Genomic DNA, 23,724 nt, shown 5'->3' with positions numbered 1-23,724 from the left:
AAATGTTAGAAAATATTCGCATTGTGCTTGTAGAAACCTCTCATAGCGGCAATATTGGATCAGCGGCGCGCGCAATGAAAACAATGGGATTAAACCAGCTTTATCTCGTTGCGCCAAAACAAGGTGTTGATGAGCAAGCCATTGCGTTAGCGGTGGGGGCTGATGATGTGGTGAGAAACGCGGTTATCGTGCCGACCTTTGATCAAGCCGTGGCGGATTGTGAATTTGTTATTGGCACAAGCGCTCGCCTACGCCATTTGCAAAGCACCTTACTTGAACCCCGCGCTTGTGCGGAAAGAGCGGTCGCCTTTGCGAAACAACATAAAGTCGCTATCGTGTTTGGGCGCGAGCGCATTGGGCTAACCAATGAAGAATTGCTGAAATGTCGTTATCATTTAACCATTCCTGCTAATCCTGATTATTCTTCGCTGAATTTAGCAATGGCAGTGCAATTAATAAGCTATGAATTGAGAATGGCGTGGTTAGAAAAAAATAAAAAGGAAGGAAATAAAAAAGACATGGATTTTTCTCTTTCATCAATAGAAAGCACCTATCCAACGGCACAGGAATTAGAATACTTTTTTGCCCATACGGAACGTCTTTATCAACAGCTAGGTTTCATTCAAAATCAAGGTGTTATGCAAAAATTAAGACGATTATATCTGCGCGCTGAAGTGGAAAAAAATGAATTAAATATCCTACGCGGAATGTTAAGTGCGGTGGAAAAAAGCGGAAATTTCAATAGGGAATAGTTGACTAATTTAGAAGGTTATGTAAGATAACCGCCTAATTGCTAGAAGGAAGTAGAAGATGAAATTAACGTCAAAAGGTCGTTATGCTGTAACTGCGATTTTAGATATTGCATTAAATACTGAAAATGGCCCTGTTAGCTTGGCTGATATTTCAGAAAGACAGCATATTTCCCTTTCTTATTTAGAACAATTATTCGCAAAATTACGCCGCCACGGTTTAGTGAAAAGTGTGCGTGGCCCTGGTGGGGGGTATCAGCTTGGGCAACCAAGCGATAAAATTTCCATTGGCATGATCATCGCTGCGGTGAATGAAAATATCACCGTAACCCGTTGCTTAGGACAAGGGGATTGCAAAGGCGGGCAGCAATGTTTAACCCATTCATTATGGGACGAACTCAGCCAGCGAATTGAAAATTTTTTAAATGAAATTACTTTGGCGGAACTGGTGGAAAAACATCATCAGGAAAAGCCTCAGCACCGTCATCATAAAGATTTTGACAATTTGGTGATGCTAAACGAAAGCGCTTAGTTTTTTTATCATCAAAATCTTTTGCCTTAAAAATAAAGCTCTTAGCTTTAATAAAGTGAAGCCCTTAGCTTTAATAAATAAAGTGCGGTGCAAAATAATAGATTTTTTTAGGAGTGTAGAATGAAATTACCTATTTATTTAGATTATGCGGCAACTTGCCCTGTGGACGAACGTGTTGCCAAAAAAATGATGGAGTTTTTAACCATCGAAGGCACGTTCGGGAACCCTGCGTCCCGTTCTCATAAATTCGGCTGGCAAGCAGAAGAAGCCGTTGATGTGGCGCGTAATCACATTGCCGATTTAATCGGTGCGGATAGCCGTGAAATCGTGTTTACGTCAGGCGCAACAGAAGCTGACAACCTTGCAATTAAAGGTGCTGCGCATTTTTATCAAAGCAAAGGCAAACACATTATCACCTGCAAAACAGAACACAAAGCGGTGCTAGATACTTGCCGTCAATTAGAACGTGAAGGCTTTGAAGTTACCTACTTAACACCAAAATCAGACGGTTTAATCGACTTAGAAGAATTAAAAAATGCAATGCGTGATGACACCATTTTAGTGTCTATTATGCACGTTAATAACGAAATTGGTGTGATCCAAGATATTAAAGCCATTGGCGATCTTTGCCGTGAGCGCAAAATTATTTTCCACACTGATGCAACACAAAGTGTGGGTAAATTGCCGATTAATTTGGCGGAATTGAACGTGGACTTAATGTCGATGTCAAGCCACAAACTTTACGGGCCAAAAGGGATTGGTGCGTTATACGTACGCCGTAAACCGCGCGTTCGTTTAGAAGCGATCATTCACGGTGGCGGCCACGAACGTGGTATGCGTTCAGGTACATTGCCTGTTCACCAAATCGTGGGTATGGGCGAAGCTTATCGCATTTGTAAAGAAGAAATGGCAACCGAAATGCCGCGCTTAAAAGCATTGCGTGATCGTTTGTACAACGGCTTAAAAGATATCGAAGAAACCTATGTGAATGGCTCAATGGAACACCGTGTGGACAACAACCTAAACATCAGCTTCAACTATGTAGAAGGTGAAAGTTTAATGATGGCATTGCGTGATATTGCCGTTTCATCAGGTTCAGCTTGTACTTCAGCCAGCCTTGAGCCGTCTTATGTGTTGCGTGCTTTAGGATTAAACGATGAGCTTGCACACAGCTCAATCCGCTTTACTGTGGGACGTTACACCACCGAAGAAGAAATTGATTACACCATCAATCTGGTGAAAGGTGCGGTGGAAAAATTAAGAGAATTATCCCCATTATGGGATATGTTCAAAGAAGGCATTGATCTTAACTCAATTGAGTGGACTCACCATTAATTTAGCAAAAGGAACAGAAAAATGGCATATAGCGACAAAGTAATCGATCATTATGAGAACCCGCGTAACGTAGGTTCATTCGACAAAAAAGATCCAACCGTGGGAAGCGGAATGGTGGGCGCGCCGGCTTGTGGCGATGTAATGCAGTTACAAATCAAAGTGAATGATGACGGCATTATTGAAGATGCAAAATTCAAAACGTACGGCTGCGGTTCAGCCATTGCTTCAAGCTCATTGATCACTGAATGGGTGAAAGGCAAATCTCTTGATGAAGCCCAAGCCATTAAAAATAGCCAAATTGCGGAAGAATTAGAACTTCCACCAGTAAAAGTGCATTGCTCCATTTTGGCAGAAGATGCCATTAAAGCAGCTATCGCTGATTACAAAGCAAAACGCGGCGAATAATTTAAGCAAATAAAAGTGCGGTGAAATTTAACCGCACTTTTCATCATTTTGTGGAGAACCTTATGAGCGTAACATTAACCGAAAGTGCAGCAAATCGCGTCAAAACCTTCCTTGCTAACCGTGGCAAAGGCATTGGGTTACGCTTAGGCATTAAAACCTCAGGCTGTTCAGGCTTGGCTTATGTGCTTGAGTTTGTGGATACTTTAAATGAAGACGATCAAGTTTTTGAAGATCACGGCGTGAAAGTGATCGTGGATACCAAAAGCTTAGTGTATCTCAACGGCACACAACTTGATTTTGTCAAAGAAGGCTTAAACGAAGGGTTCAAATTCACCAATCCTAACGTGAAAGATGAATGTGGCTGCGGCGAAAGTTTTAACGTTTAATAGGAACACCAATGAGCAATCCTTTTGCATTGTTTGATTTGCCAGTGGCATTTTCACTTGATCTTGATCTCTTGAATAACCGTTATTTGGCATTGCAAAAATCCCTGCATCCCGATAATTTTGCACATCGTTCAACGCAAGAACAGCGTTTAGCAATGCAAAAATCGGCAGAAGTGAATGATGCCTTGCAAATATTAAAAGATCCCATTGCCCGTGCTGATAGCATTATCGCCTTGCATTTAGGCAGCCAGAATGTGGAAGAAAAAACCAGCCAAGATATGGCATTTTTAATGCAACAAATGCAATGGCGCGAAGCACTTGAAGACATTGAACAGCAGAAAGACAGCGATGCGCTAATGCAGTTTTCCGATCAAATCAGCGCACAACGGCAGGAAATTTTAAGCCAATTAAACACCGCACTTTCTGCGCAAGATTGGGCAACGGCACAAATGCTGACGGATCGTTTACGTTTCATCAAAAAACTGTTACTTGAAGTTGAACGCATTGAAGACAACTTAATGGATTTTTAAAGAGAATAACAATGGCTTTATTACAAATTGCGGAACCAGGACAAACCAGCGCGCCGCACCAACACAAATTAGCGGTGGGCATTGATCTTGGCACAACCAATTCCCTTGTTGCCACCGTGCGCAGTGGAATGGCAGAAATTTTATTGGACGAAAAAGAGCGCGCATTAACGCCTTCAACTGTTAATTTTTCTGCCAACCAGCCCGTGCTTGTGGGGTATGAAGCAGGGGAATTAGCCAGTCTTGATCCGCAAAATACCATTATTTCTGTTAAGCGTTTAATCGGCCGTTCATTGGCGGACGTGCAACATCGCTACCCGAATTTGCCTTACCGTTTTCAGCAAAGTGAAAATGGTTTGCCTTTATTTGAAACCGCACAAGGTGTGCGTAGCCCGATTGAAGTTTCAAGCGAAATTCTGAAAAAATTGACCGCACTTGCAGAAAAACGCCTAGGCGGCGAATTGCAAGGAGCAGTGATCACTGTGCCAGCCTATTTTGATGACGCACAACGTCAAAGCACCAAAGATGCAGCGAAATTGGCAGGGTTAAACGTATTACGTTTACTTAACGAACCCACCGCTGCTGCCATTGCCTATGGATTAGACAGCGGACAAGAAGGCGTCATTGCCGTTTACGATCTAGGCGGCGGCACCTTTGATATTTCTATTTTGCGTTTATCCAAAGGCGTGTTTGAAGTGCTGGCTACGGGCGGTGATACCGCATTGGGCGGTGATGATTTCGATCATCTCATCGCCGATTGGATCGTGGAACAATCTGGCATTGCACCGAAAAATGATCAACAAATCCGTGAGCTTTGGAATTTAGCGAAACAGCTGAAAACCGAGTTGTCTGACGCGCAAAGCAGCCGCGTTGAATATCAAAATTGGCAAGGCGAGCTTAGCCGTGAAACCTTTAATCAGCTCATTGAGCCGTTGCTGAAACGTTCATTAATGGCTTGTCGCCGTGCATTAAAAGATTCTGGTATCAGCCCGCAAGATGTGCGTGAAGTGGTGATGGTGGGCGGTTCAACCCGTGTGCCGTTTGTGCGTGAAAAAGTGGGCGAGTTTTTCCAACGTGAACCATTAACTTCTATCGATCCTGATAAAGTTGTAGCACTTGGTGCGGCTATTCAAGCGGATATTTTGGTAGGTAACAAGCCAGATAGCGAAATGCTGCTACTGGACGTGATCCCGCTTTCATTAGGGATTGAAACAATGGGCGGTTTAGTGGAAAAAATCATTCCACGCAACACCACCATTCCTGTGGCAAGAGCGCAAGAGTTCACCACCTTTAAAGACGGTCAAACCGCAATGAGCGTGCATATTGTGCAAGGCGAGCGTGAAATGGTGGCAGATTGCCGATCTCTGGCGCGTTTTACCTTGCGTGGTATTCCGCCAATGGCAGCAGGGGCAGCGCATATTCGCGTAACCTATCAAGTGGACGCAGATGGTCTTCTGAGCGTAACCGCAATGGAAAAATCCACTGGCGTGCAATCTTCCATTCAGGTGAAACCCTCTTACGGGCTAACTGATGAAGAAATTGCCGCAATGCTTAAAGCTTCAATGGAAAACGCCAAAGAAGACATTCAAGCACGTTTATTAGCGGAACAGCGCGTGGAAGCCACTCGCGTGATTGAAAGCGTGCATTCTGCCTTGCAACAGGACGAAAGTCTGCTGAATGATGAAGAATTAAGTGCGGTGAAAAATGCGTTGATTTCGCTGCAAGAATTAGTACAACAAGAAGATAGCCTTGCCATTAAGCAAGGCATTAAAGCCTTGGATCGTGCCACGCAAGAGTTTGCCGCACGGCGTATGGATAAATCCATCAGAACGGCACTTTCAGGGCATTCTATTGATGAAATTGAGAATTTTAAGGAATAGTGATTATGGCTAAAGTGATTTTTTTACCTCACGAAACCCTTTGTCCGGAAGGAATGGTGGTGGACGCTGCCGAAGGGGATAATTTATTAGATGTGGCATTAGATGCCGGCATTGAAATTGAACACGCTTGCGACAAGTCTTGTGCTTGTACCACCTGCCACGTTGTGATCCGCGAAGGTTTTGATAGTTTAAATGAAAGCACCGAAGCCGAAGACGATATGCTAGACAAGGCTTGGGGCTTAGAAGTAGATAGCCGTTTAAGCTGCCAATGCCAAATTGGTAATGAAGATTTGGTGGTGGAAATTCCAAAATACAGCTTAAACCACGCAAGAGAAGAGCATTAAGCATCGCTAAGCAAAAACTAACTAAGATTTAACTGGGGCGGAGTAAAATCCGCCTATCTATTTTATGGCGAAATATGCGATGCTTGTTTAAGATCAAATCGCTATAACTCATAAAGATTTAGTTTTTGCCTTTTTAGTAATGAGCTTAGATAATAGTCAGCATTGTCCTGACCTTGAATAGAAGGAAAAATATGAAAATCCAACAAACCATTAAACAAAACCATCTTGGGCTGTTATTCCAACAAGGCTCATTTGGGATTGAAAAAGAGAGCCAGCGTGTACACGCAGACGGTTCTATCGTAACCACTGAACACCCTAAGGTTTTTGGCAATCGATCGTATCACCCTTATATTCAAACGGATTTTGCTGAAAGCCAGATGGAACTCATTACTCCACCGCAGAAAAATTTAGAAGACAGCCTACGTTGGCTTTCTGCCATTCATCAAGTGGTGCTTCGCTCACTACCTGAAGAAGAATACCTCTTCCCACTCAGTATGCCAGCGGGCTTGCCGCCTGAAGATCAGATCAAAGTCGCCCAATTAGATAACCCCGAAGATGTGGCATATCGCGAGCATTTGGTGAAATCTTACGGCCAAAATAAGCAAATGGTAAGTGGCATTCACTACAACTTCCAGCTTGATCCTGAATTTATTCAGGCCCTGTTTAAGTTGCAAGACAAAGAACAAAGTGCGGTCAGATTTCAGAACGATTTATACCTCAAAATGGCGAAAAATTTCCTTCGCTATCAATGGGTTATGCTATATCTACTAGCAGCTACGCCAACGGTGCAAGACAATTATTTCAAACAAGGCAACCCATTAAAAGCGGGGCAATATGTGCGAAGCCTGCGTTCGAGCCAATATGGCTATGTGAATGATCCTGAAATCAAAGTGTCTTTCGACAGCATTGAGCAATATGTAGAAAGCCTTGAGCATTGGGTAAACAGCGGAAAGCTGATTGCCGAAAAAGAGTTTTATTCCAATGTGCGTTTGCGTGGTGCGAAAAAAGCCCGCGAATTGCTTAACAACGGCATTCAATATTTAGAATTTAGATTGTTCGATCTCAACCCATTTGAGCAATGCGGTATTTCTCTTACTGATGCGAAATTTATCCATTATTTCGTCTTATTAATGATTTGGCTTGATGAAACCGTGGATCAAAATGGCGTGGAATTAGGTAAGGCAAGATTGGCTGAAGTGGCGCTAGAAAATCCCCTTTCACCAACCCAATATGCCGCTGAGGGTGAACAATTATTAAACCAACTATTAGCAATGTTGCAAGACATTCACGCACCGCAAGAAATTAGTGAAATCGTGCAACAAAAATTACAACAGTTTGCTGATCCAGCTTTAACCCTTGGTGGACGTTTAGTGCAAGCCATTGAAAAAGCTGGTGATTACCAAAAACTTGGGGCAGCTCTCGCACAACAATATAAAGCTAATGCTTTTGAGCGTTTTTATGCATTGGAAGCCTTCGATAATATGGAATTATCCACCCAAGCGTTATTGTTTGATTTGATCCAAAAAGGCATCAAAACAGAAATTTTAGACGAGCAGGATCAGTTCCTTTGCTTGCAAGTGGGCGATCATATTGAATATGTGAAAAACGGCAATATGACCTCAAAAGACAGCTACATTTCACCATTAATTATGGAAAACAAAGTGGTAACCAAAAAAGTGTTGCATAAAGCAGGCTTTAACGTGCCACAGAGTTTGGAATTTACCTCCGCCGAACAAGCCATTGCGAATTACGGCTTATTTGAAGGGCGCGCCGTAGTGATTAAGCCAAAATCCACCAATTACGGCTTAGGCATCACCATTTTCCAACAAGGGGTCAGCAACCGCGAAGATTTTGCGAAAGCCATTGAAATCGCTTTCCGTGAAGATAAAGAAGTGATGGTGGAAGATTATTTAAGTGGTACGGAATATCGTTTCTTTGTGTTGGGTGAAGAAACACTTGCCGTATTATTGCGTGTGCCAGCTAATGTGGTGGGTGATGGCAAACACAGCGTGGCAGAATTAGTCGCGGCGAAAAACGATCACCCATTGCGTGGCGACGGCAGCCGTACCCCACTGAAAAAAATCGCTCTTGGCGATATTGAAAAACTCCAGCTCAAAGAGCAAGGTTTAACCGTGGACAGCATTCCCGATGCGGGGCGTATAGTGCAACTGCGTGCCAATTCAAACATCAGCACGGGCGGCGATAGCATTGATATGACAGACGAAATGCACCCGAGCTATAAAGCCCTCGCGGTGGGCATCACCAAAGCAATGGGTGCTGCGGTGTGTGGCGTGGATCTCATCATTCCAGATCTCCACAAACCTGCCGAACCAAGTCTACAATCTTGGGGCGTGATTGAAGCCAACTTTAATCCAATGATGATGATGCACATTTTCCCTTACTCAGGAAAATCCCGCCGTTTGACGTTAGATGTGATAAAAATGCTCTTCCCTGAGCTACCGCATTAATACTTCAAGTGCGGTCATTTTTTCCTTAGTTTTTATGGGCTTAATCATTGCATTAAGCCCATTTATAATCGTTTAACAAAATATAGCTAAATTGATTTCACTTTCATACAAGGCTACGAACCTTACCATACAATTTGTACTATCTACAGATTAAATCCTCGTCTTATTTTGAACTTAACCGACTATATTTGTTTAGATTTTTCTGTGGCATATTGCTGTAAAGCCGATAATTCTTTTTTCGCTTTCTGCGATAGCACCTTATTGTCTTGCAGAATTTGATCAGAACGGAGAAGGATAAAAGTGAGATACTCAGGGTTCTGATTTTGCTCAAATTGTGATTTAGCGAAATACATTTCCGCAAAATCTTTATTAATTTGTGAAAGTAATAATTTTTGCCCTACCAATATCATCAGAGCGATTACCAGGGCAATCACCGTGCCATATCCTTTCGTTGGGTAATAGGCAATACCGCCAATAATAAAAAGTGCGGTAATTAATTTGGAGCTATTTTTTAGGTACCCTTCACTTTCGGGGGCTTTGATCAGATCTTTAAACTTCATTAAATATTCCTTCTTTTGCTCTCTTGCCAACTGATAATAAAAAAGCGGTTTATTCACTAAACCGCCCGATAAATTAAGCTAAGATACCAAAATAATATCCCACAATGCCCACACCAAACAAGGCAAAAATAATGTACATTGCGTTCACTTTTTTCTGTAATAAGTACATACACAAGAAAGTTAAACCCAATGCGGCAAGCCCCGGAAGCAATTCATTTAACACACTTTGCACAGTAGTTACCACTTCCTGTCCTTGTGCATTAACATAACGCGATAATTCAAGCGGAATATTGATGGTTGTCCATTTGGATACCAATGCCCCCATAACAAATAAACCGAGAATTGATGCCCCTTGGGTTAATTTTTGTAAGCGACCACCGCCCATATCTTGCACGATTTCCGTGCCTTTTGCATAACCATAATGGAAACCATACCAACGGGTTAATGCACGGAAAATATTAATTCCAATAAAGAATAATAATGGCCCTAAAAGGCTACCGCTAATGGCTAAGCCAGCCCCTAAGGCTGCAAGGACAGGGCGTAATGTTCCCCAGAAAATCGGATCACCCACACCAGCTAATGGTCCCATTAACCCCACTTTCACGCCACTAATCGCCGCATCATCAATGTCTGTCGCACCGTTAGCACGTTCTTGCTCCATTGCTGCGGTTACGCCGATAATGGAGGAAGCCACCCAAGGCTGGGTATTAAAAAATTCAAGGTGGCGTTTTAACGCATCGGCTTGATCTTCTTTTTTACTGTATAAACGCTTAATGGCAGGAATCATTGATACACAAAAACCCATTGCTTGCATACGCTCAAAGTTAAATGAGCCTAATAAAAATGTTGAACGCCAGTAAGTGCTACGAATATCCGCTTTCGTTAATTGTTTTTTCTCTGACATAATCAATTCCTTCTCTTATAGACCTTCAAGTTCATCATCTGCAAGTTCTTTTCTCGCACTTGCAGCAGGCAGGGTTGCTTGATTAAAACGTGGGTTTAATTGGATATAAATTAATGCTAAGCAGGCCCCTAATAACCCTAAACCAACAAGGTTATAGTTTGAGAAAGAGGCGATGACAAAGCCGATAAAGAAAAACGGCATTAACACGCCAGCACGCATCATATTAATCACCATTGCATAGCCCACAACCACGATGAAGCCCCCTGCAATTTGTAAGCCACGGGTTACTACTTCAGGAATCGCATTTAAGGCAGTGGTTACAGTATCTGTGCCTGCCACTAGTGCCACGAAGAAAGTTGGAATAGCTACCCTTAACGCTTGTAAGGCTAAGCCTGAAAAATGGCACAGTTCAATACCTCTGAAATTTGCCTGTTTAGCAAAATCATCGGCTTTATGTTGTAAGAAAATCGTGAGGGTTCGCACAAAAATGGTTAGCACCTGCCCGGCCGCTGCCACAGGAATGGCGATAGCGATCGCCGTGCCTTTATCTTGCCCACCTTTGATCACCAAAATAGCTGCGATCACCGAGGCTAAGGCTGCATCAGGCGCCATTGCCGCCCCAACGTTCATCCAGCCAAGGGCAAGCATTTCGAGCGTACCGCCAATAATCACGCCAGAAGTAATATCACCTAGCACTAAACCGATCAGCGTACAAGCCACTAGTGGACGGTGAGTTTGTCTTTCATCTAACACGCTCCCCATACCGCAAATTGCGGCAACAAGGGTAACGAGGATAATTTCCATAGTCGTCATAAATAAGTCCTCTTAATTAGAATTTTAATGCGTCAAGTTTTTGTTTGGTTAATGGTTCTTTCGGGCTGCTTGCCACTTGTTGCAAGCTCAGATCAACCCCTAAATCTAATAATTTACGGAACGCTTCCACATCTTGTTGGTTTACGGTAACCGCTTGTGAAAGCTGCTGATTGCCTTCTTTATAAGTCATACCGCCCACATTCACTTTATCCACTTTCACGCCCCCTTCAATTAGGCGAACAATATCTGTTGGATTGGTTACCAGCCACAGAATATTCTTCCCTGCATATTTCGGATTGTGGTAAACCTTAATGGCTTTTTCTACGGGAATCACATAGGATTTCAAATGTTCTGGCGCAACTTGCAAGAGCAAATCACGGCGGATTGGATCTTCAGACACTTCGTCACTCACCGCAAAAATCGCCTCGCACTTCACTGCTTTCGCCCAAGAGGTCGCCACCTGACCGTGAATCAAACGGCTATCAATGCGTAATAAAGAAATATTCATATTGCCAGTAAGTGCGGTGCTTTTTTCTGAAGTTTTTGGTGTTTCTGAAGTGGCAACTTGAGCAGGCGCTACCTGTTTTGTTGTGGTTTTCTCAGGCTGGAACGAACGCACTGCCGCCACGCCCACTTCTTTTGCCGTACTCACTAATTCCGCGAGAGAAGCGTCGTCTTTCGCGTCTAACACCTCAAGTAGCATTGGCAAATTCACGCCAGTTACAATATCTGTATTTTCTCCACGCATTGTGGCAACACGGCTTGCCGCGTTATAAGGGCTACCACCAAATAAATCCACCAAAAATAGAACGGGTTCATTTTCTGGTAATTGGGCAATAATCGCCTGATATTTCTCGACTAAATGCTCTCCACCCTCACCCGGTAAAAAGGTTACAACGTGGGTATTTTCATCTTCGCCGTAAACCATTGCCGCTGAATTTACCAGTTCTTCTGAAAATTTACCGTGCGTTGCAACAATAATATGGGTCATATAACCTCCAAATTTGTTTGAAAAAACGTTTCAGCAAAATAAGTAAAGCAATGCAACCGATTGCAAATACTCAGAAAGTGTAATCCTAATTTTTGGCAGATTAAACGTCTTTTTGTTGAAAATATGATCTGTATCACAAAAAGAAGCGAAGAAAAGAGAAGCTATTTACATAACCTTTACTTTTTGCTGAGGGATTCTTAGAATGAAAACGCAATTTGGCTCGAAAAGGAGTAAAGACAATGACATATAAAATGGTTTTCTCAGATATGGACGGCACCTTGCTAAATAGCCAACATCAAATTAGCTCAGCAACGGCACAAGCCATACAACGCATTATGCAGCAAGGCATTCCTTTTATTCCTGTTTCCGCGCGCCCCCCTTACGCCATTTTGCCTTATATGGAACAACTTCATAATGAAAATGAAATTGTCTGCTACAGCGGGGCATTAATTTTAGACAAAAATCTCACCGCACTTTATTCCATCACCTTAGAAAATACGCTTTTGCTTCAACTGGATCAGATCTTAGCCCAGCACCCTACGCTTTCAGTGAGCTATTATTCTCATCTTGATTGGTTTACCACAGATTTAGACAGCCATTGGATTAAGCAAGAAAGCGACATCACAGGGCTAAAAGCAAAAGAAAAACCGCAACATTTAAGTAACGTACACAAAATTTTATTAATGGGCGAAGCGACACAGATTGAGCAAATTGAGCCTTTGCTTAAACAACAATTTCCACAGCTTTCTATTCACCGTTCTAAAAAAGAATATTTAGAAATAATGAACAAAGCGGCGACCAAAGCCAATGCCATTCAATTTATGGCACAGCGAGCAGCCGTAGATAAAGCAGACATCATTGCTTTTGGCGATAATTTTAATGATCTTGATATGCTGCAATATGTGGGCTTAGGCATTGCAATGGGCAATTCACCAGAGGAAATTAAACGCATTGCCAAACAAATCACTGCGAGCAATGATGAAGACGGCATTGCATTAAGTTTAAGGAACATTTTTTCGCTTTCCTGTTAAGGCGATAAAATGCTTTCCGCCTTGAAGCACAAAAAAATCTAATTCTAGCGATAAATTAATATCTTAGATCCCTTTTTCGCAATGTGATCTAGCTCAATTTTTTCGCCTAATGAAATGACTATAATGATTTCACGAACAACCGAGCATAAGGAAATTATTATGAAAGATACTCGTATTGAAGTGGATTTATTAGGTGAACGCGAAGTGCCAAATGATGCCTATTGGGGCATTCACACATTGCGCGCAATGGAAAATTTCAACATTTCAGATGATACCATCTCTGACGTGCCAGAATTTGTACGCGGAATGGTGATGGTGAAAAAAGCCACCGCGCTAGCCAATGGCGAGCTAGGGGCAATTCCGAAAAAAATTGCCAATGCCATTGTCAAAGCCTGCGATGAAGTGCTAGAAAATGGACGCTGTATGGATCAATTCCCAACAGATGTGTATCAAGGCGGTGCAGGTACTTCCGTGAATATGAACACCAATGAAGTGATCGCCAACCTTGCGTTGGAATTGCTCGGGCATAAAAAAGGTGAATATGACATTATCGATCCAATGGATCACGTTAATGCCAGCCAATCCACCAATGACGCCTACCCAACGGGCTTCCGCATTGCGGTATATAACAGCATTATGCACTTGCTGAAAAATATCCGTTATCTACAAAAAGGTTTTGAAGCCAAAGCCAAAGAGTTTGCCGATGTGCTAAAAATGGGACGCACCCAATTACAAGATGCCGTGCCAATGACCGTAGGGCAAGAATTTAAAGCTTTCTCCGTGTTATTGGAAGAAGAAGTGCGTAACCTAAAACGCACAGCAAAATTACTGCTTGAAGTCAATCTTGGCGCAACCGCCATTGGTACGGGGTTAAACACCCCTGAAGGCTATGCGGAACTGGCGGTGAAATACCTTGCTGAAGTCAGCCAACTGCCTTGCGTACCTTCTGAAAACTTAATCGAAGCCACTTCCGACTGTGGCGCTTATGTGATGGTGCATAGTGCATTAAAACGCACTGCGGTGAAATTATCCAAAGTGTGTAATGACTTACGTCTTTTATCTTCAGGCCCAAGAGCAGGGCTAAATGAAATCAACTTGCCAGAATTACAAGCAGGTTCGTCCATTATGCCAGCCAAAGTAAACCCAGTTGTGCCAGAAGTGGTGAACCAAGTGTGCTTTAAAGTGATCGGTAACGACACCACCGTGACTTTCGCCGCAGAAGCTGGGCAATTACAGCTCAACGTAATGGAACCGGTGATTGGTCAAGCAATGTTTGAATCCATTTCACTTCTCAGCAATGCGTGTGTGAACTTGCGTGATAAATGCGTGAATGGCATCACCGTGAACGCAGACGTGTGCCGTAACTATGTATTAAATTCTATCGGCATTGTTACTTATCTCAATCCGTTTATCGGCCACCACAATGGTGATATTGTTGGTAAGATTTGTGCAGAAACAGGAAGAAGCGTGCGCGAAGTGGTACTAGAACGTGGCTTACTCACAGAAGAGCAACTTGACGATATTCTCTCTTTAGAAAATCTGATGAATCCGCGTTACAAAGCCACTCGCTTTATTGAAGAAGAATAATTACATTTAACAAAAATAATTAAGTGCGGTGAAAAATTTCCAAATTTTCCACCGCACTTATTTTTTGCCGAATGAAAACATTGACTGACTAAAAATAACTGAACAATGTCGCCCCTATTCCCAACAACACAGCGAACGCGATAATCAACGCCGCAACAGCAAACAGTTTTGCCACCTGATTTGCTGTGTTATTACTGATCTTACCAACCAATTTGATTTGAATATTGTGCTTAAACAAAATGCTTTTCCTTTCTTTCGTTCCATTATTAACGCCCCAAAGCAAGCTTGATCACGTAAGCGATGCTGGCATTTTCCTAAAACAGCACAATGAATTCCACACTGCGATTAGGTAAGAACAATTTTCACAATGCCTTTCATCACTGTATTTTAAAGTGGTTTAAAGATTTTTATTCAGGAAAAACGGGAGATGACAAAATGAAAAGAATTTCGTAATAACCCTGAACAGAAAATAACAAATAAAATTTTAGATAAAGAAAAAGCCCTCTTATTAAGGAGGGCTTTCTCAAGAATTTGATGGCGGAGGAAGTGAGATTCGAACTCACGGAGGGCGTAAACCCTCGCCGGTTTTCAAGACCGGTGCCTTCAACCACTCGACCATTCCTCCGTGATTTAAGCGAGGTGAATAATACGAATTTTGCTATACCAAGTCAAGCAAGAAAATAAAAATTAAATTGATTGCTTTTTTTTACAGCAACTTGATTAGGGCTTAAACAAAAAACCGAGCATTAAGAATATTAATGCTCGGTTTTAATTCAATCAGGAAAGCGATTATTCTTCGGCTACCGCTTTGGTTGGCTCGGAATAAACGTGGCTAATCGCACTATGATGACCAGCCGAACCACGCCCATAAAAATAATAGCGCGACTCTTTCCATTGCACGATTGGATAAGCCGTATTTTCACTTTCAATCGCTTTCGCCAAGGTCATTTGCGCTTTGGTATGCTCCACGGCGGATACCGTACCTAAACGCCCTGTAAATTCATAAGTGCGGTCGGTTTTTTCCTCAATTTTTGCTGGTTGAGAAAACTCTTCCACTGCATTAGCCGCAGGCTCTGCACTCACTGAATTTAAACGCTGTAAAGAAGCCTGAACTTTCTTCTCCACCGATTCATTCGCAGGCTGGGTAATAAATCCCGCTAATGGTTTAGGTTCATCAGCACTGTTTTGCACAATCAATTTCGTCGCCGGCGTTACCACTGCAGCTTCTGATTGATTATTTTGTTGCTCAAGCAATTCATCTACGGATAAAAACGCATTGCCTTTATTATTGGTAAATACATTGCTATCAATCCACACTTTACCACTGGCTAATTCTGGTGATGCTACGGCGGCAAATAATGGCATTGGTGATTTTTCTTCGCCTTGCGATTGACGGCGACGGCGAGGATTATTCACGCGTAAATGACGTGGTAAACGGCGACGATTATCGCGACGTTTTTCACCGCTCTCTGTATTTTCCTCAATTTCAAGTGCTGGCGTTACCACATTTTCTACTGCATTGACTTCAACAGCGTCTTTTTGAACAGGTAATGCTGCAACTTGGCGCGTTTCCACCACTTCTGCTGTTTCTGTTGTTGGTGCAACAGGTTCTTGCACTTCGGCAACACGCACCTTTTTGCGTAAATCACGGCGTTGGCGGCGTGGTTGCGCTTGCTCAATCACTTCTTCAATCACCTTAGTTTCAACAAGATGATTTTGCTGGTTTTCATCAGCTTGTGCTTTTTTTGCCTTACGGGACGAACGTGTTTCTTGTTCCACCACTTTCTCTTGACGCTTATCTTCCACATTACGCCCATTTTCATTACGATTACGGCGCGTGTTGCGGCGTTCTTGATTGCGGCGGCGGTTGTTTTTATTAGAACGATTTGGCGTTTTCTTTGTTTCTTTTTCTTCCACAAAGAGCGATTTAATTTTCGCTAAAATACGCGAAATTAATGAAGGTTTATTTTCCTTCTTCGCCACAGGCATTGGCGCTGGCGTTTCAATCGCTAAAGATACCGCTGCATTTTCTAGCACGCTTTCAGTAGTTACTGCCGCGGTTTCAATATTGCGCGTAACCAAAGATTCTTCTGCGGCAAAATTATCATCTTGATCTTGATGTAATTTGGCTAAGTTATAACTTAACTCGTGAACATCTTCACCCTCGCGCACACGGAATACGCTGAAATGCGGTGTTTCCATTGCCTCATTTGGGGCAACCACAATATCTACGTTATGGCGTCTTTCAATGCTGCTAATGGCTTTACGTTTTTCATTAAGCAGGTAAGAAGCAATTTGCACCGGCACAATAGTGTGAACCTGTTTGGTGTTTTCTTTGATCGCTTCTTCTTCCAATAAACGTAAAATAGACAGAGAGAGTGATTCGTTATCACGAATTTTCCCTGTGCCTTGACAGCGCGGGCAAACGTGATGGGAAGATTCCCCTAAAGACGGGCTTAAACGCTGACGGCTCATTTCTAATAAGCCAAAACGAGAAATACGGCTAATTTGAATACGCGCACGATCTTGACGCACCGCATCACGCATACGATTTTCCACTTCACGTTGATGACGAATTGGGGTCATATCAATGAAGTCGATAACAATTAAGCCACCTAAATCACGCAAGCGTAACTGACGCGCGATTTCATCAGCCGCTTCAAGGTTAGTGTTGAGCGCGGTTTCTTCAATGTCGCCGCCACGGGTTGAGCGTGCCGAGTTAATATCAATAGCGGTGAGCGCTTCAGTCACATCAATCACAATTGAGCCGCCAGACGGTAAACGCACTTCACGTTGGAACGCTGATTCAATTTGCGATTCAATTTGATAATGGCTGAATAATGGCACTTCGCCTTGATAGAGTTTAACGCGATTAATGAAATCAGGACGCACTAATTTAATGTGTGCTTTGGCTTTTTCATAAACCTTCTGATTATCAATCAAAATTTCGCCAATATCACGGCGTAAGTAATCACGAATCGCGCGGACAATCACATCACTTTCTTGGTGAATTAAAAATGGCGCGGGACGGCTTTCAGAGGCTTGTTTAATGGCTTCCCAATGGTGTAATAGGACTTTTAAATCCCATTGTAATTCTTCTGGGGATTTGCCCACGCCGGCGGTACGCACGATTAACCCCACACCTTCTGGCACATCAAGCGAGCTTAAGGCTTCTTTTAATTCTAAACGTTCTTCCCCTTCAATGCGGCGAGAAATTCCGCCAGCTCTTGGATTATTTGGCATAATCACCAAATAGCTACCTGCTAAGGAAACGAAAGTGGTGAGCGCCGCCCCTTTGTTGCCACGTTCTTCTTTGTTTACTTGAACGATAACTTCTTGCCCTTCGTGCAAAATATCACGAATATTTGGGCGACCTTGATACACATAATCCGCAGGGAAGTATTCACGAGCAATTTCTTTTAAAGGAAGGAAACCATGGCGTTCCGCACCGTAATCAACAAATGCGGCTTCAAGGCTAGGTTCAACACGGGTGATGCGGCCTTTATAAATATTGGCCTTTTTTTGTTCGTGGCCTGGACTTTCAATGTCCAAGTCGAACAAACGTTGCCCATCAACGAGGGCAACACGCAACTCTTCTTTTTGGGTTGCGTTGATTAACATTCTTTTCATTCGATTTTCTCTTATATTTTCATCTTAAATTTGTCATAAAAAACCACCGCACTTTGGCTTCGCAATCGACCTCGTGTCTGTCGCAAAATGTCATTCTCTCGACTGTCAGTTGCTGGGTGCATTGATTGCGTTATCGAAGAACAATTTTCGATACAAACAAAATGACTGAAATAATTATTTTGCAAGCGTGGGTGATTTTTATCACACTTATTGTCTGTTTTTTATTCTGTTATCGCAGTAACAAAATTAATTTGGACAAAATTTATTTTATAAAACAACGTCTTATGCCGTTTGCGGCGTTGTCTTTGCGTTTATTTCATTTTTCCCAGTAAGCTGGCAAAAATTCGCTCTATTATCTAACGATAGGGATTTTTTAGCAAGGTAAATCCGCTCATTTGTGCTATAATCCGCCCAATTTTGCAAAGGATAAAATGAAACCAATGTCGAAAAAAACTGATGAAAAAATTGTAAATCCTAGCGTAAAAATGTTGCAGATTAGCGAAGATGAAGCGGGGCAACGCATTGATAACTATTTGTTAAATAAGCTCAAAGGCGTGCCGAAAAGTTTAATCTATCGCATTTTGCGCAAGGGCGAAGTGCGGGTCAATAAAGGACGAATTAAGCCAGAATATAAACTACAAAGCGGTGATGTAGTGCGCGTGCCGCCTGTGCGTGTGAGTGAGAAAACGCAAGCGCCAGTATCGAAAAAGCTCAACAAAGTTGCGCAATTAGAACAGCAAATTATTTTTGAAGATGATGCCTTATTGGTACTCAATAAGCCTTCGGGCATTGCGGTACACGGTGGCAGTGGATTAGATTTTGGCGTGATTGAAGCCTTAAGAGCATTGCGTCCTGAAGCACGTTTTTTAGAGTTAGTTCATCGTTTAGATCGGGATACTTCAGGCATTTTATTAGTGGCGAAAAAACGCTCGGCGTTGCGTCATTTGCACGAGCAACTGCGTAATAAAACAGTACGCAAAGATTATCTCGCCTTAGTGCGTGGGCAATGGCAATCTCACTGCAAAGCGATCAAAGCGCCCTTGCTGAAAAATGAATTAGCTGGCGGAGAGCGGATTGTGTGCGTAAGCGAGCAAGGCAAACCGTCAGAAACCTTATTTAGCATTGAAGAACGCTATGACAATGCTACCTTGGTAAAAGCGTCCCCTGTTACTGGGCGAACTCACCAAATTCGCGTACATACACAATACGCAGGCCACCCTATCGCCTTAGACAGCAAATATGGCGATAAACAGTTTGATAGCAAAATGACGGAATTAGGTTTAGATCGGTTGTTTTTGCACGCTTATGCCATTCGCCTTGAACACCCGAAAACGCAGGAAACCTTAACATTCACTGCGCCACTTGAAAGTAAGCTCAAAGAGATTTTAAAACGCTTACGCCAACAAAAATTTAGCTAAAAAATAAGTGCGGTGGAAAAATTGAAAAATTTCCACCGCACTTATTTTAGACGCATTTAAGCCTTTTGCCTTAAGATTTGTAAATCATTTTCGGCGGTTCATTATCCACAACGGTATTTTCATCAATAATCACTTTTTCAAGATTTTCGATTGATGGCAAGTCATACATTGTGTCAAGCAGCAAGCCTTCTACGATAGAACGCAAGCCGCGTGCGCCAGTTTTACGCTCTAACGCTTTCTTCGCCATTGCCACTAAGGCTTCGCGAGTAAATTCAAGGGTAACATTTTCAAACCCAAACAAGGCTTGATATTGCTTAGTAAGTGCGTTTTTCGGCTCGGTAAGAATTTGAATAAGGGCTTCTTCATCTAATTCTGCAAGGGGTGCGATCACAGGTAAACGTCCGATAAACTCTGGAATTAAGCCAAATTTCATTAAATCGTCTGGCTCAACTTGAGTGAATAATTCGGTCAGCGTGGCTTTATCGTTCTGCCCTTTTACTTCCGCGCCAAAACCGATACCACTGCCAACGTGAACACGTTTTTCTACAATTTTTTCTAAGCCTGCAAACGCGCCACCACAAATAAACAAGATCTTAGACGTATCAAGGCGTAACATTTCTTGCTGTGGATGTTTGCGTCCGCCTTGTGGTGGAATAGACGAAATTGTGCCTTCAATTAATTTCAGCAAGGCTTGTTGCACGCCTTCCCCTGATACATCACGAGTGATTGAGGCGTTTTCAGATTTACGCGTGATTTTATCAATCTCATCAATGTAAATAATGCCTTTTTCTGCTTTTTCGATGTCATAATCACAATTTTGCAATAATTTTTGCAGCACGTTTTCCACATCTTCCCCCACATAACCTGCTTCGGTTAGCGTGGTGGCATCTGCCATTGCGAAAGGCACATTTAAGGTTCTTGCTAAGGTTTCCGCGAGCAAGGTTTTTCCGCTTCCTGTTGGGCCAATTAGCAAAATGTTACTTTTACCTAATTCCACGTCATCTGATTTATACCCTACTTGCTGGCGTTTGTAGTGATTATATACCGCTACCGCTAGCACTTTTTTGGCATAATCTTGCCCGATAACATAATCATCTAAATGGGCGCGAATTTGGTGTGGGGTTGGTAATTCTGTGGTTTGATTTGCTTCCGCTTGCTCTTGCTTTTCAGCATCAACCAGCAAATTATGGCAAAGCTCAATACATTCGTTACAAATCGCGCCGTCTTCACCTGCGATCAATTTTTGCACTTCACTGCGCTCCTTGCCGCACATTGAGCAATGGAGCTGTTGTTCTGTTGTCATAACTTATTCCGTTTCTCTTTTCACTAATACTTCATCAATTAAACCGTATAATTTCGCTTCTTCGGCGGCCATAAAATTATCGCGGTCGGTATCTTGTTCCACTTTTTCAAAAGGCTGTCCTGTGTGAAACGCTAATCTTTCATTTAAAGTATGCTTAATTTTCAAGATTTCTTGTGCGTGGATTTGAATATCCGAAGCTTGTCCGCGATAGCCACCTAACGGTTGGTGAATCATCACGCGTGCATTTGGCAATGCTGCACGTTTACCTGGTGCACCGCCCGCTAACAAAAATGCGCCCATTGAGCAGGCTTGCCCAATACATAGGGTACGCACATCAGGTTTGATGAATTGCATTGTGTCATAAATTGCCATTCCTGCCGTTACTACACCGCCCGGTGAATTAATATACAGGCTAATATCTTTATCTGGATTTTCTGATTCTAAAAACAGCAGTTGAGCCACGATTAAATTCGCCATATTGTCCTCAACTTGACCGCTTAGAAAAATAATACGCTCTTTTAATAAACGTGAATAAATATCGTAAGAACGTTCGCCACGCGCGGTTTGTTCAACCACCATAGGAATTAAAGCCATTGTATTCTCCATTGGTTTTCCTTTTCTATCAAAGGGTTATAAAAATTATAGTAAATTGAATTTAAACCATTGCTTTACACTGAGTTAAGTTCAAGCCACTTGAAGGGTGAATTATATAACAAAAGTGCGGTCATTTTTGTGAAAAAAACGACCGCACTTTGAAATCAATAAGTTACAGCAAATTATGCTTGTGGATTCATTACTTCATCAAATGATGCTGGTTTTTCAGTTACCTGTGCTTTCGCTAACACGGCATCAATGGCTTGATCTTCTAAAACAACGTTACGAATATTGTTCATTAATTCTTTGTTGTTTTTGTAGTATTCCACTACTTCTGCTGGTTGTTCGTAAGCAGAAGCAATATCTTGAATCATTGCGTCAGCGCGTGCTTCGTCCGCTTTTAATTCATTTGATGCGATCACTTCAGAAAGCAATAAGCCAACTTGAACGCGGCGCTTTGCTTGCTCTTCAAATAATTCGCGTGGTAATTGTGCCGCTTGTTGTGCATTGCCACCAAAACGTTGCACTGCTTGTTGGCGTAGCACTTCAATTTCTTGTTCAACGGCTGCAGCTGGTACATCAATTGGATTTTGTTCAATTAACCCTTCGATAACTTGATTTTTAACGCGTGCAGTTAACGCATTTTTCAATTCACGTTGCATATTTTTCGCGATTTCTGCGCGTAAATCTGCCACAGTTTTAGTGTTCGGGCCGAATTTTGCTACGAATTCGTCTGTTAATTCAGGCAATACCATCACTTCTACTTTTTTCAAGGTAATAGCGAATTTCGCTGCTTTACCTTTTAAGTTTTCTGCGTGATATTCTTCAGGGAAAGTGACATCAATATCAAATTGATCACCAGCTTTGTGGCCAATGATACCTTCTTCAAAACCAGGGATCATTCTGCCTTGGCCCATTGCTAATACGAAGTCTGTTGCTTTTCCGCCTTCAAATTCTTCGCCATCAACAGTGCCAACGAAATCAATGGTTACACGATCATCGGCTTTTGCTGGCTCTTGAGTTTCTTCCCAAGTTGCTTGCTGTTTGCGTAACACATCAACCATTTTATCAATGTCTGCTTCGCTGATTTCAACAACAGGTTTTTCTACTTTAATTTGATCTAAACCTTTTAATTCTACTTCTGGATACACTTCAAAGGTGGCAGTGAAAACAAGATCTTTACCTGCTTCAAACTGTTCAACATTGAAACTTGGACGACCAGCAAGATTCACTTTGCTATCTACAAGCACGTTGAAGAAGTGTTTTTGTAATAAATCACCTAACACATCTTGACGCACAGATGCACCAAAACGTTTTTCAATAATATGTGGTGGAACTTTACCTTTACGGAAACCATCTACGCGTGCATTTTTTGCGACACGTTTTAATTCTTCACGCACCGCTTGATCTACGGTTTCAGCAGGAACGGTGATAGTTACACGACGCTCAAGACCTTGAGTTGTTTCAATATTAAATGACATTATGTTACCTCAAAATGAATTTGCACTCGGCGAACACTAACACCGAACACGTTAGTAAAAAGTTAAAAAGACACCAAATTATAGCGATACAACGCTCGCCCGTCGAGATATTGAGAAATAAAAAACCACAACTGGCTATTTTTTACGCTAAAAAAGAAAAGCCTTACAGAATAAGGCTTTTGCTATATGCTTAATTAAAGTGATTTTGGTAAACGAATTTTCTGACCTGGGAAGATCTTATCCGCATCTTTAATCACTTCTTTATTTGCTTCAACAATGGCTGTGTATTTTGCTCCATTGCCATAGGTTTTTTCTGCGATTTTCCAAAGGGTATCGCCTTTTTGGATCACATAAAATTCTTCATCAGTTGCCAAACTTTCACCGTTCTCAATGGCTACACCATCGACATTTACTGAATTAATGCCTACCACGTTACCAGCCATTAAAATCGCTTTTTCTAAGGCTTCCGCAGAAGCTGCATTCCCTTCAATTTTAGCCACGCCATCTTCCACTTTAACCGAAAGATTTTCCACCCCAGGATTATCTTCCGCAATGTGCTTTTCCACGGCCTCAGAGGCGTCTTCCTTTTTAGAGAAAAGTTTGCGACCAATATCGCCAACAAAATCAAATAAACCCATTTTTAGCTCCTTATTTATAAAACATTGAGTTAGGCTGCTAAGCCTACCCAATTCATCTTCATAAGTCTATATGCCTTCTGTAAATAATCTTGATCTTTACATTAATTGAAAATTCTTCGCAAAAAAGCACCGCACTTTTCTTTCTTTT

General features: G+C 42.2%; 22 protein-coding genes and 1 tRNA gene. 12 read left to right on the top strand and 11 right to left on the bottom strand.

The annotated features are described in order from the left end of the window. The first annotated feature begins 2 nt into the window (after positions 1-2). The 9 genes from trmJ (at position 3) to gshAB (ending at position 8,626) form a co-directional block, all read left to right on the top strand. Positions 3-752: a tRNA (cytosine(32)/uridine(32)-2'-O)-methyltransferase TrmJ gene (gene trmJ / locus C3007_RS07935; protein WP_103853940.1), complete on the top strand. Its 750-nt coding sequence runs from the start codon at positions 3-5 to the stop codon at positions 750-752. A 58-nt stretch (positions 753-810) separates the two neighbouring features. Further along, positions 811-1,281, top strand: coding sequence for a Fe-S cluster assembly transcriptional regulator IscR (iscR, locus tag C3007_RS07930; RefSeq protein WP_103853939.1), 471 nt, complete (start codon positions 811-813; stop codon positions 1,279-1,281). A gap of 120 nt (positions 1,282-1,401) precedes the next feature. Beyond that, positions 1,402-2,616: an IscS subfamily cysteine desulfurase gene (locus C3007_RS07925; RefSeq protein ID WP_035686199.1), complete on the top strand. Its 1,215-nt coding sequence runs from the start codon at positions 1,402-1,404 to the stop codon at positions 2,614-2,616. A gap of 21 nt (positions 2,617-2,637) precedes the next feature. Further along, complete coding sequence (gene iscU / locus C3007_RS07920; protein ID WP_035686196.1) at positions 2,638-3,021, top strand: Fe-S cluster assembly scaffold IscU; 384 nt, start codon at positions 2,638-2,640, stop codon at positions 3,019-3,021. A gap of 62 nt (positions 3,022-3,083) precedes the next feature. Next, positions 3,084-3,407: an iron-sulfur cluster assembly protein IscA gene (gene iscA / locus C3007_RS07915; RefSeq protein ID WP_035686194.1), complete on the top strand. Its 324-nt coding sequence runs from the start codon at positions 3,084-3,086 to the stop codon at positions 3,405-3,407. Positions 3,408-3,418: 11 nt separating this feature from the next. Beyond that, positions 3,419-3,937, top strand: coding sequence for a Fe-S protein assembly co-chaperone HscB (hscB, locus tag C3007_RS07910; RefSeq protein WP_103853938.1), 519 nt, complete (start codon positions 3,419-3,421; stop codon positions 3,935-3,937). An 11-nt stretch (positions 3,938-3,948) separates the two neighbouring features. Then, a complete protein-coding gene (hscA, locus tag C3007_RS07905; RefSeq protein WP_103853937.1) occupies positions 3,949-5,814 on the top strand; it encodes a Fe-S protein assembly chaperone HscA in 1,866 nt (621 codons plus the stop codon). A 5-nt stretch (positions 5,815-5,819) separates the two neighbouring features. Next, entirely contained in the window at positions 5,820-6,158 is a 339-nt protein-coding gene (gene fdx / locus C3007_RS07900; RefSeq protein ID WP_035686183.1) for an ISC system 2Fe-2S type ferredoxin, read from the top strand. A gap of 191 nt (positions 6,159-6,349) precedes the next feature. Continuing rightward, positions 6,350-8,626 carry a bifunctional glutamate--cysteine ligase GshA/glutathione synthetase GshB gene (gene gshAB, locus C3007_RS07895; RefSeq protein ID WP_103853936.1) on the top strand — a complete coding sequence of 759 codons (2,277 nt, stop codon included), beginning with the start codon at positions 6,350-6,352 and terminating at the stop codon, positions 8,624-8,626. A gap of 182 nt (positions 8,627-8,808) precedes the next feature. Here the strand turns inward: gshAB and C3007_RS07890 are convergent, their stop codons facing one another. The 4 genes from C3007_RS07890 to C3007_RS07875 form a co-directional block, all read right to left on the bottom strand. After that, complete coding sequence (locus C3007_RS07890) at positions 8,809-9,186, bottom strand: hypothetical protein (RefSeq protein ID WP_103853935.1); 378 nt, start codon at positions 9,184-9,186, stop codon at positions 8,809-8,811. A 73-nt stretch (positions 9,187-9,259) separates the two neighbouring features. Then, positions 9,260-10,090 (bottom strand): PTS mannose transporter subunit IID, encoded by an 831-nt coding sequence (gene manZ, locus C3007_RS07885; protein WP_103853934.1) that lies wholly within the window; start codon positions 10,088-10,090, stop codon positions 9,260-9,262. Positions 10,091-10,105: 15 nt separating this feature from the next. Then, the gene (locus tag C3007_RS07880; RefSeq protein ID WP_103853933.1) at positions 10,106-10,903 is read right to left on the bottom strand and encodes a PTS mannose/fructose/sorbose transporter subunit IIC; all 798 of its coding nucleotides are present in this window, start codon (positions 10,901-10,903) and stop codon (positions 10,106-10,108) included. A gap of 16 nt (positions 10,904-10,919) precedes the next feature. Beyond that, positions 10,920-11,894 carry a mannose/fructose/sorbose PTS transporter subunit IIB gene (locus C3007_RS07875; RefSeq protein ID WP_103853932.1) on the bottom strand — a complete coding sequence of 325 codons (975 nt, stop codon included), beginning with the start codon at positions 11,892-11,894 and terminating at the stop codon, positions 10,920-10,922. A gap of 239 nt (positions 11,895-12,133) precedes the next feature. Between C3007_RS07875 and C3007_RS07870 the strand changes: the two genes are divergently transcribed. Then, complete coding sequence (locus C3007_RS07870) at positions 12,134-12,925, top strand: Cof-type HAD-IIB family hydrolase (protein ID WP_103853931.1); 792 nt, start codon at positions 12,134-12,136, stop codon at positions 12,923-12,925. Positions 12,926-13,084: 159 nt separating this feature from the next. Further along, positions 13,085-14,512 carry an aspartate ammonia-lyase gene (gene aspA / locus C3007_RS07865; RefSeq protein ID WP_103853930.1) on the top strand — a complete coding sequence of 476 codons (1,428 nt, stop codon included), beginning with the start codon at positions 13,085-13,087 and terminating at the stop codon, positions 14,510-14,512. Positions 14,513-14,600: 88 nt separating this feature from the next. Here the strand turns inward: aspA and C3007_RS11560 are convergent, their stop codons facing one another. The 3 genes from C3007_RS11560 to rne all read right to left on the bottom strand — a co-directional run bounded on the left by C3007_RS11560 (position 14,601) and on the right by rne (position 18,142). Then, complete coding sequence (locus C3007_RS11560; RefSeq protein WP_165779968.1) at positions 14,601-14,750, bottom strand: hypothetical protein; 150 nt, start codon at positions 14,748-14,750, stop codon at positions 14,601-14,603. Between the two features lie 297 nt (positions 14,751-15,047). Continuing rightward, positions 15,048-15,137, bottom strand: a tRNA-Ser gene (locus C3007_RS07860). A 164-nt stretch (positions 15,138-15,301) separates the two neighbouring features. Continuing rightward, entirely contained in the window at positions 15,302-18,142 is a 2,841-nt protein-coding gene (gene rne, locus C3007_RS07855) for a ribonuclease E (protein WP_103853929.1), read from the bottom strand. A 440-nt stretch (positions 18,143-18,582) separates the two neighbouring features. On the opposite strand from rne, the gene rluC reads away from it, so the two are divergent. After that, positions 18,583-19,560 carry a 23S rRNA pseudouridine(955/2504/2580) synthase RluC gene (gene rluC / locus C3007_RS07850; protein WP_103853962.1) on the top strand — a complete coding sequence of 326 codons (978 nt, stop codon included), beginning with the start codon at positions 18,583-18,585 and terminating at the stop codon, positions 19,558-19,560. A gap of 70 nt (positions 19,561-19,630) precedes the next feature. On the opposite strand, the gene clpX is transcribed toward rluC, so the two are convergent. The 4 genes from clpX to lysM form a co-directional block, all read right to left on the bottom strand. Continuing rightward, complete coding sequence (gene clpX / locus C3007_RS07845) at positions 19,631-20,863, bottom strand: ATP-dependent protease ATP-binding subunit ClpX (RefSeq protein ID WP_103853928.1); 1,233 nt, start codon at positions 20,861-20,863, stop codon at positions 19,631-19,633. Positions 20,864-20,866: 3 nt separating this feature from the next. Then, positions 20,867-21,457 carry an ATP-dependent Clp endopeptidase proteolytic subunit ClpP gene (gene clpP / locus C3007_RS07840; protein WP_103853961.1) on the bottom strand — a complete coding sequence of 197 codons (591 nt, stop codon included), beginning with the start codon at positions 21,455-21,457 and terminating at the stop codon, positions 20,867-20,869. A 182-nt stretch (positions 21,458-21,639) separates the two neighbouring features. Further along, positions 21,640-22,938, bottom strand: a complete 1,299-nt coding sequence (gene tig, locus C3007_RS07835) for a trigger factor (RefSeq protein WP_103853927.1) — start codon at positions 22,936-22,938, stop codon at positions 21,640-21,642. 194 nt (positions 22,939-23,132) lie between these two features. Next, positions 23,133-23,576 (bottom strand): peptidoglycan-binding protein LysM, encoded by a 444-nt coding sequence (gene lysM, locus C3007_RS07830; RefSeq protein ID WP_103853926.1) that lies wholly within the window; start codon positions 23,574-23,576, stop codon positions 23,133-23,135. Between the last annotated feature and the right edge of the window lie 148 nt (positions 23,577-23,724).

Origin of the sequence: Avibacterium gallinarum (genome assembly GCF_002921135.1) — a bacterium.
Lineage (GTDB): Bacteria > Pseudomonadota > Gammaproteobacteria > Enterobacterales > Pasteurellaceae > Avibacterium > Avibacterium gallinarum.
The sequence above is the reverse complement of the archived record's forward strand: the minus strand, read 5'-3'. Positions and strand labels throughout refer to the sequence as shown.

Coding starts and splice junctions, on each gene's coding strand:
- trmJ (WP_103853940.1), top strand. CDS start 3: ATGTTAGAAAATATTCGCATTGTGCTTGTAGAAACCTCTCATAGCGGC.
- iscR (WP_103853939.1), top strand. CDS start 811: ATGAAATTAACGTCAAAAGGTCGTTATGCTGTAACTGCGATTTTAGAT.
- C3007_RS07925 (WP_035686199.1), top strand. CDS start 1,402: ATGAAATTACCTATTTATTTAGATTATGCGGCAACTTGCCCTGTGGAC.
- iscU (WP_035686196.1), top strand. CDS start 2,638: ATGGCATATAGCGACAAAGTAATCGATCATTATGAGAACCCGCGTAAC.
- iscA (WP_035686194.1), top strand. CDS start 3,084: ATGAGCGTAACATTAACCGAAAGTGCAGCAAATCGCGTCAAAACCTTC.
- hscB (WP_103853938.1), top strand. CDS start 3,419: ATGAGCAATCCTTTTGCATTGTTTGATTTGCCAGTGGCATTTTCACTT.
- hscA (WP_103853937.1), top strand. CDS start 3,949: ATGGCTTTATTACAAATTGCGGAACCAGGACAAACCAGCGCGCCGCAC.
- fdx (WP_035686183.1), top strand. CDS start 5,820: ATGGCTAAAGTGATTTTTTTACCTCACGAAACCCTTTGTCCGGAAGGA.
- gshAB (WP_103853936.1), top strand. CDS start 6,350: ATGAAAATCCAACAAACCATTAAACAAAACCATCTTGGGCTGTTATTC.
- C3007_RS07890 (WP_103853935.1), bottom strand. CDS start 9,186: ATGAAGTTTAAAGATCTGATCAAAGCCCCCGAAAGTGAAGGGTACCTA.
- manZ (WP_103853934.1), bottom strand. CDS start 10,090: ATGTCAGAGAAAAAACAATTAACGAAAGCGGATATTCGTAGCACTTAC.
- C3007_RS07880 (WP_103853933.1), bottom strand. CDS start 10,903: ATGACGACTATGGAAATTATCCTCGTTACCCTTGTTGCCGCAATTTGC.
- C3007_RS07875 (WP_103853932.1), bottom strand. CDS start 11,894: ATGACCCATATTATTGTTGCAACGCACGGTAAATTTTCAGAAGAACTG.
- C3007_RS07870 (WP_103853931.1), top strand. CDS start 12,134: ATGACATATAAAATGGTTTTCTCAGATATGGACGGCACCTTGCTAAAT.
- aspA (WP_103853930.1), top strand. CDS start 13,085: ATGAAAGATACTCGTATTGAAGTGGATTTATTAGGTGAACGCGAAGTG.
- rne (WP_103853929.1), bottom strand. CDS start 18,142: ATGAAAAGAATGTTAATCAACGCAACCCAAAAAGAAGAGTTGCGTGTT.
- rluC (WP_103853962.1), top strand. CDS start 18,583: ATGTCGAAAAAAACTGATGAAAAAATTGTAAATCCTAGCGTAAAAATG.
- clpX (WP_103853928.1), bottom strand. CDS start 20,863: ATGACAACAGAACAACAGCTCCATTGCTCAATGTGCGGCAAGGAGCGC.
- clpP (WP_103853961.1), bottom strand. CDS start 21,457: ATGGCTTTAATTCCTATGGTGGTTGAACAAACCGCGCGTGGCGAACGT.
- tig (WP_103853927.1), bottom strand. CDS start 22,938: ATGTCATTTAATATTGAAACAACTCAAGGTCTTGAGCGTCGTGTAACT.
- lysM (WP_103853926.1), bottom strand. CDS start 23,576: ATGGGTTTATTTGATTTTGTTGGCGATATTGGTCGCAAACTTTTCTCT.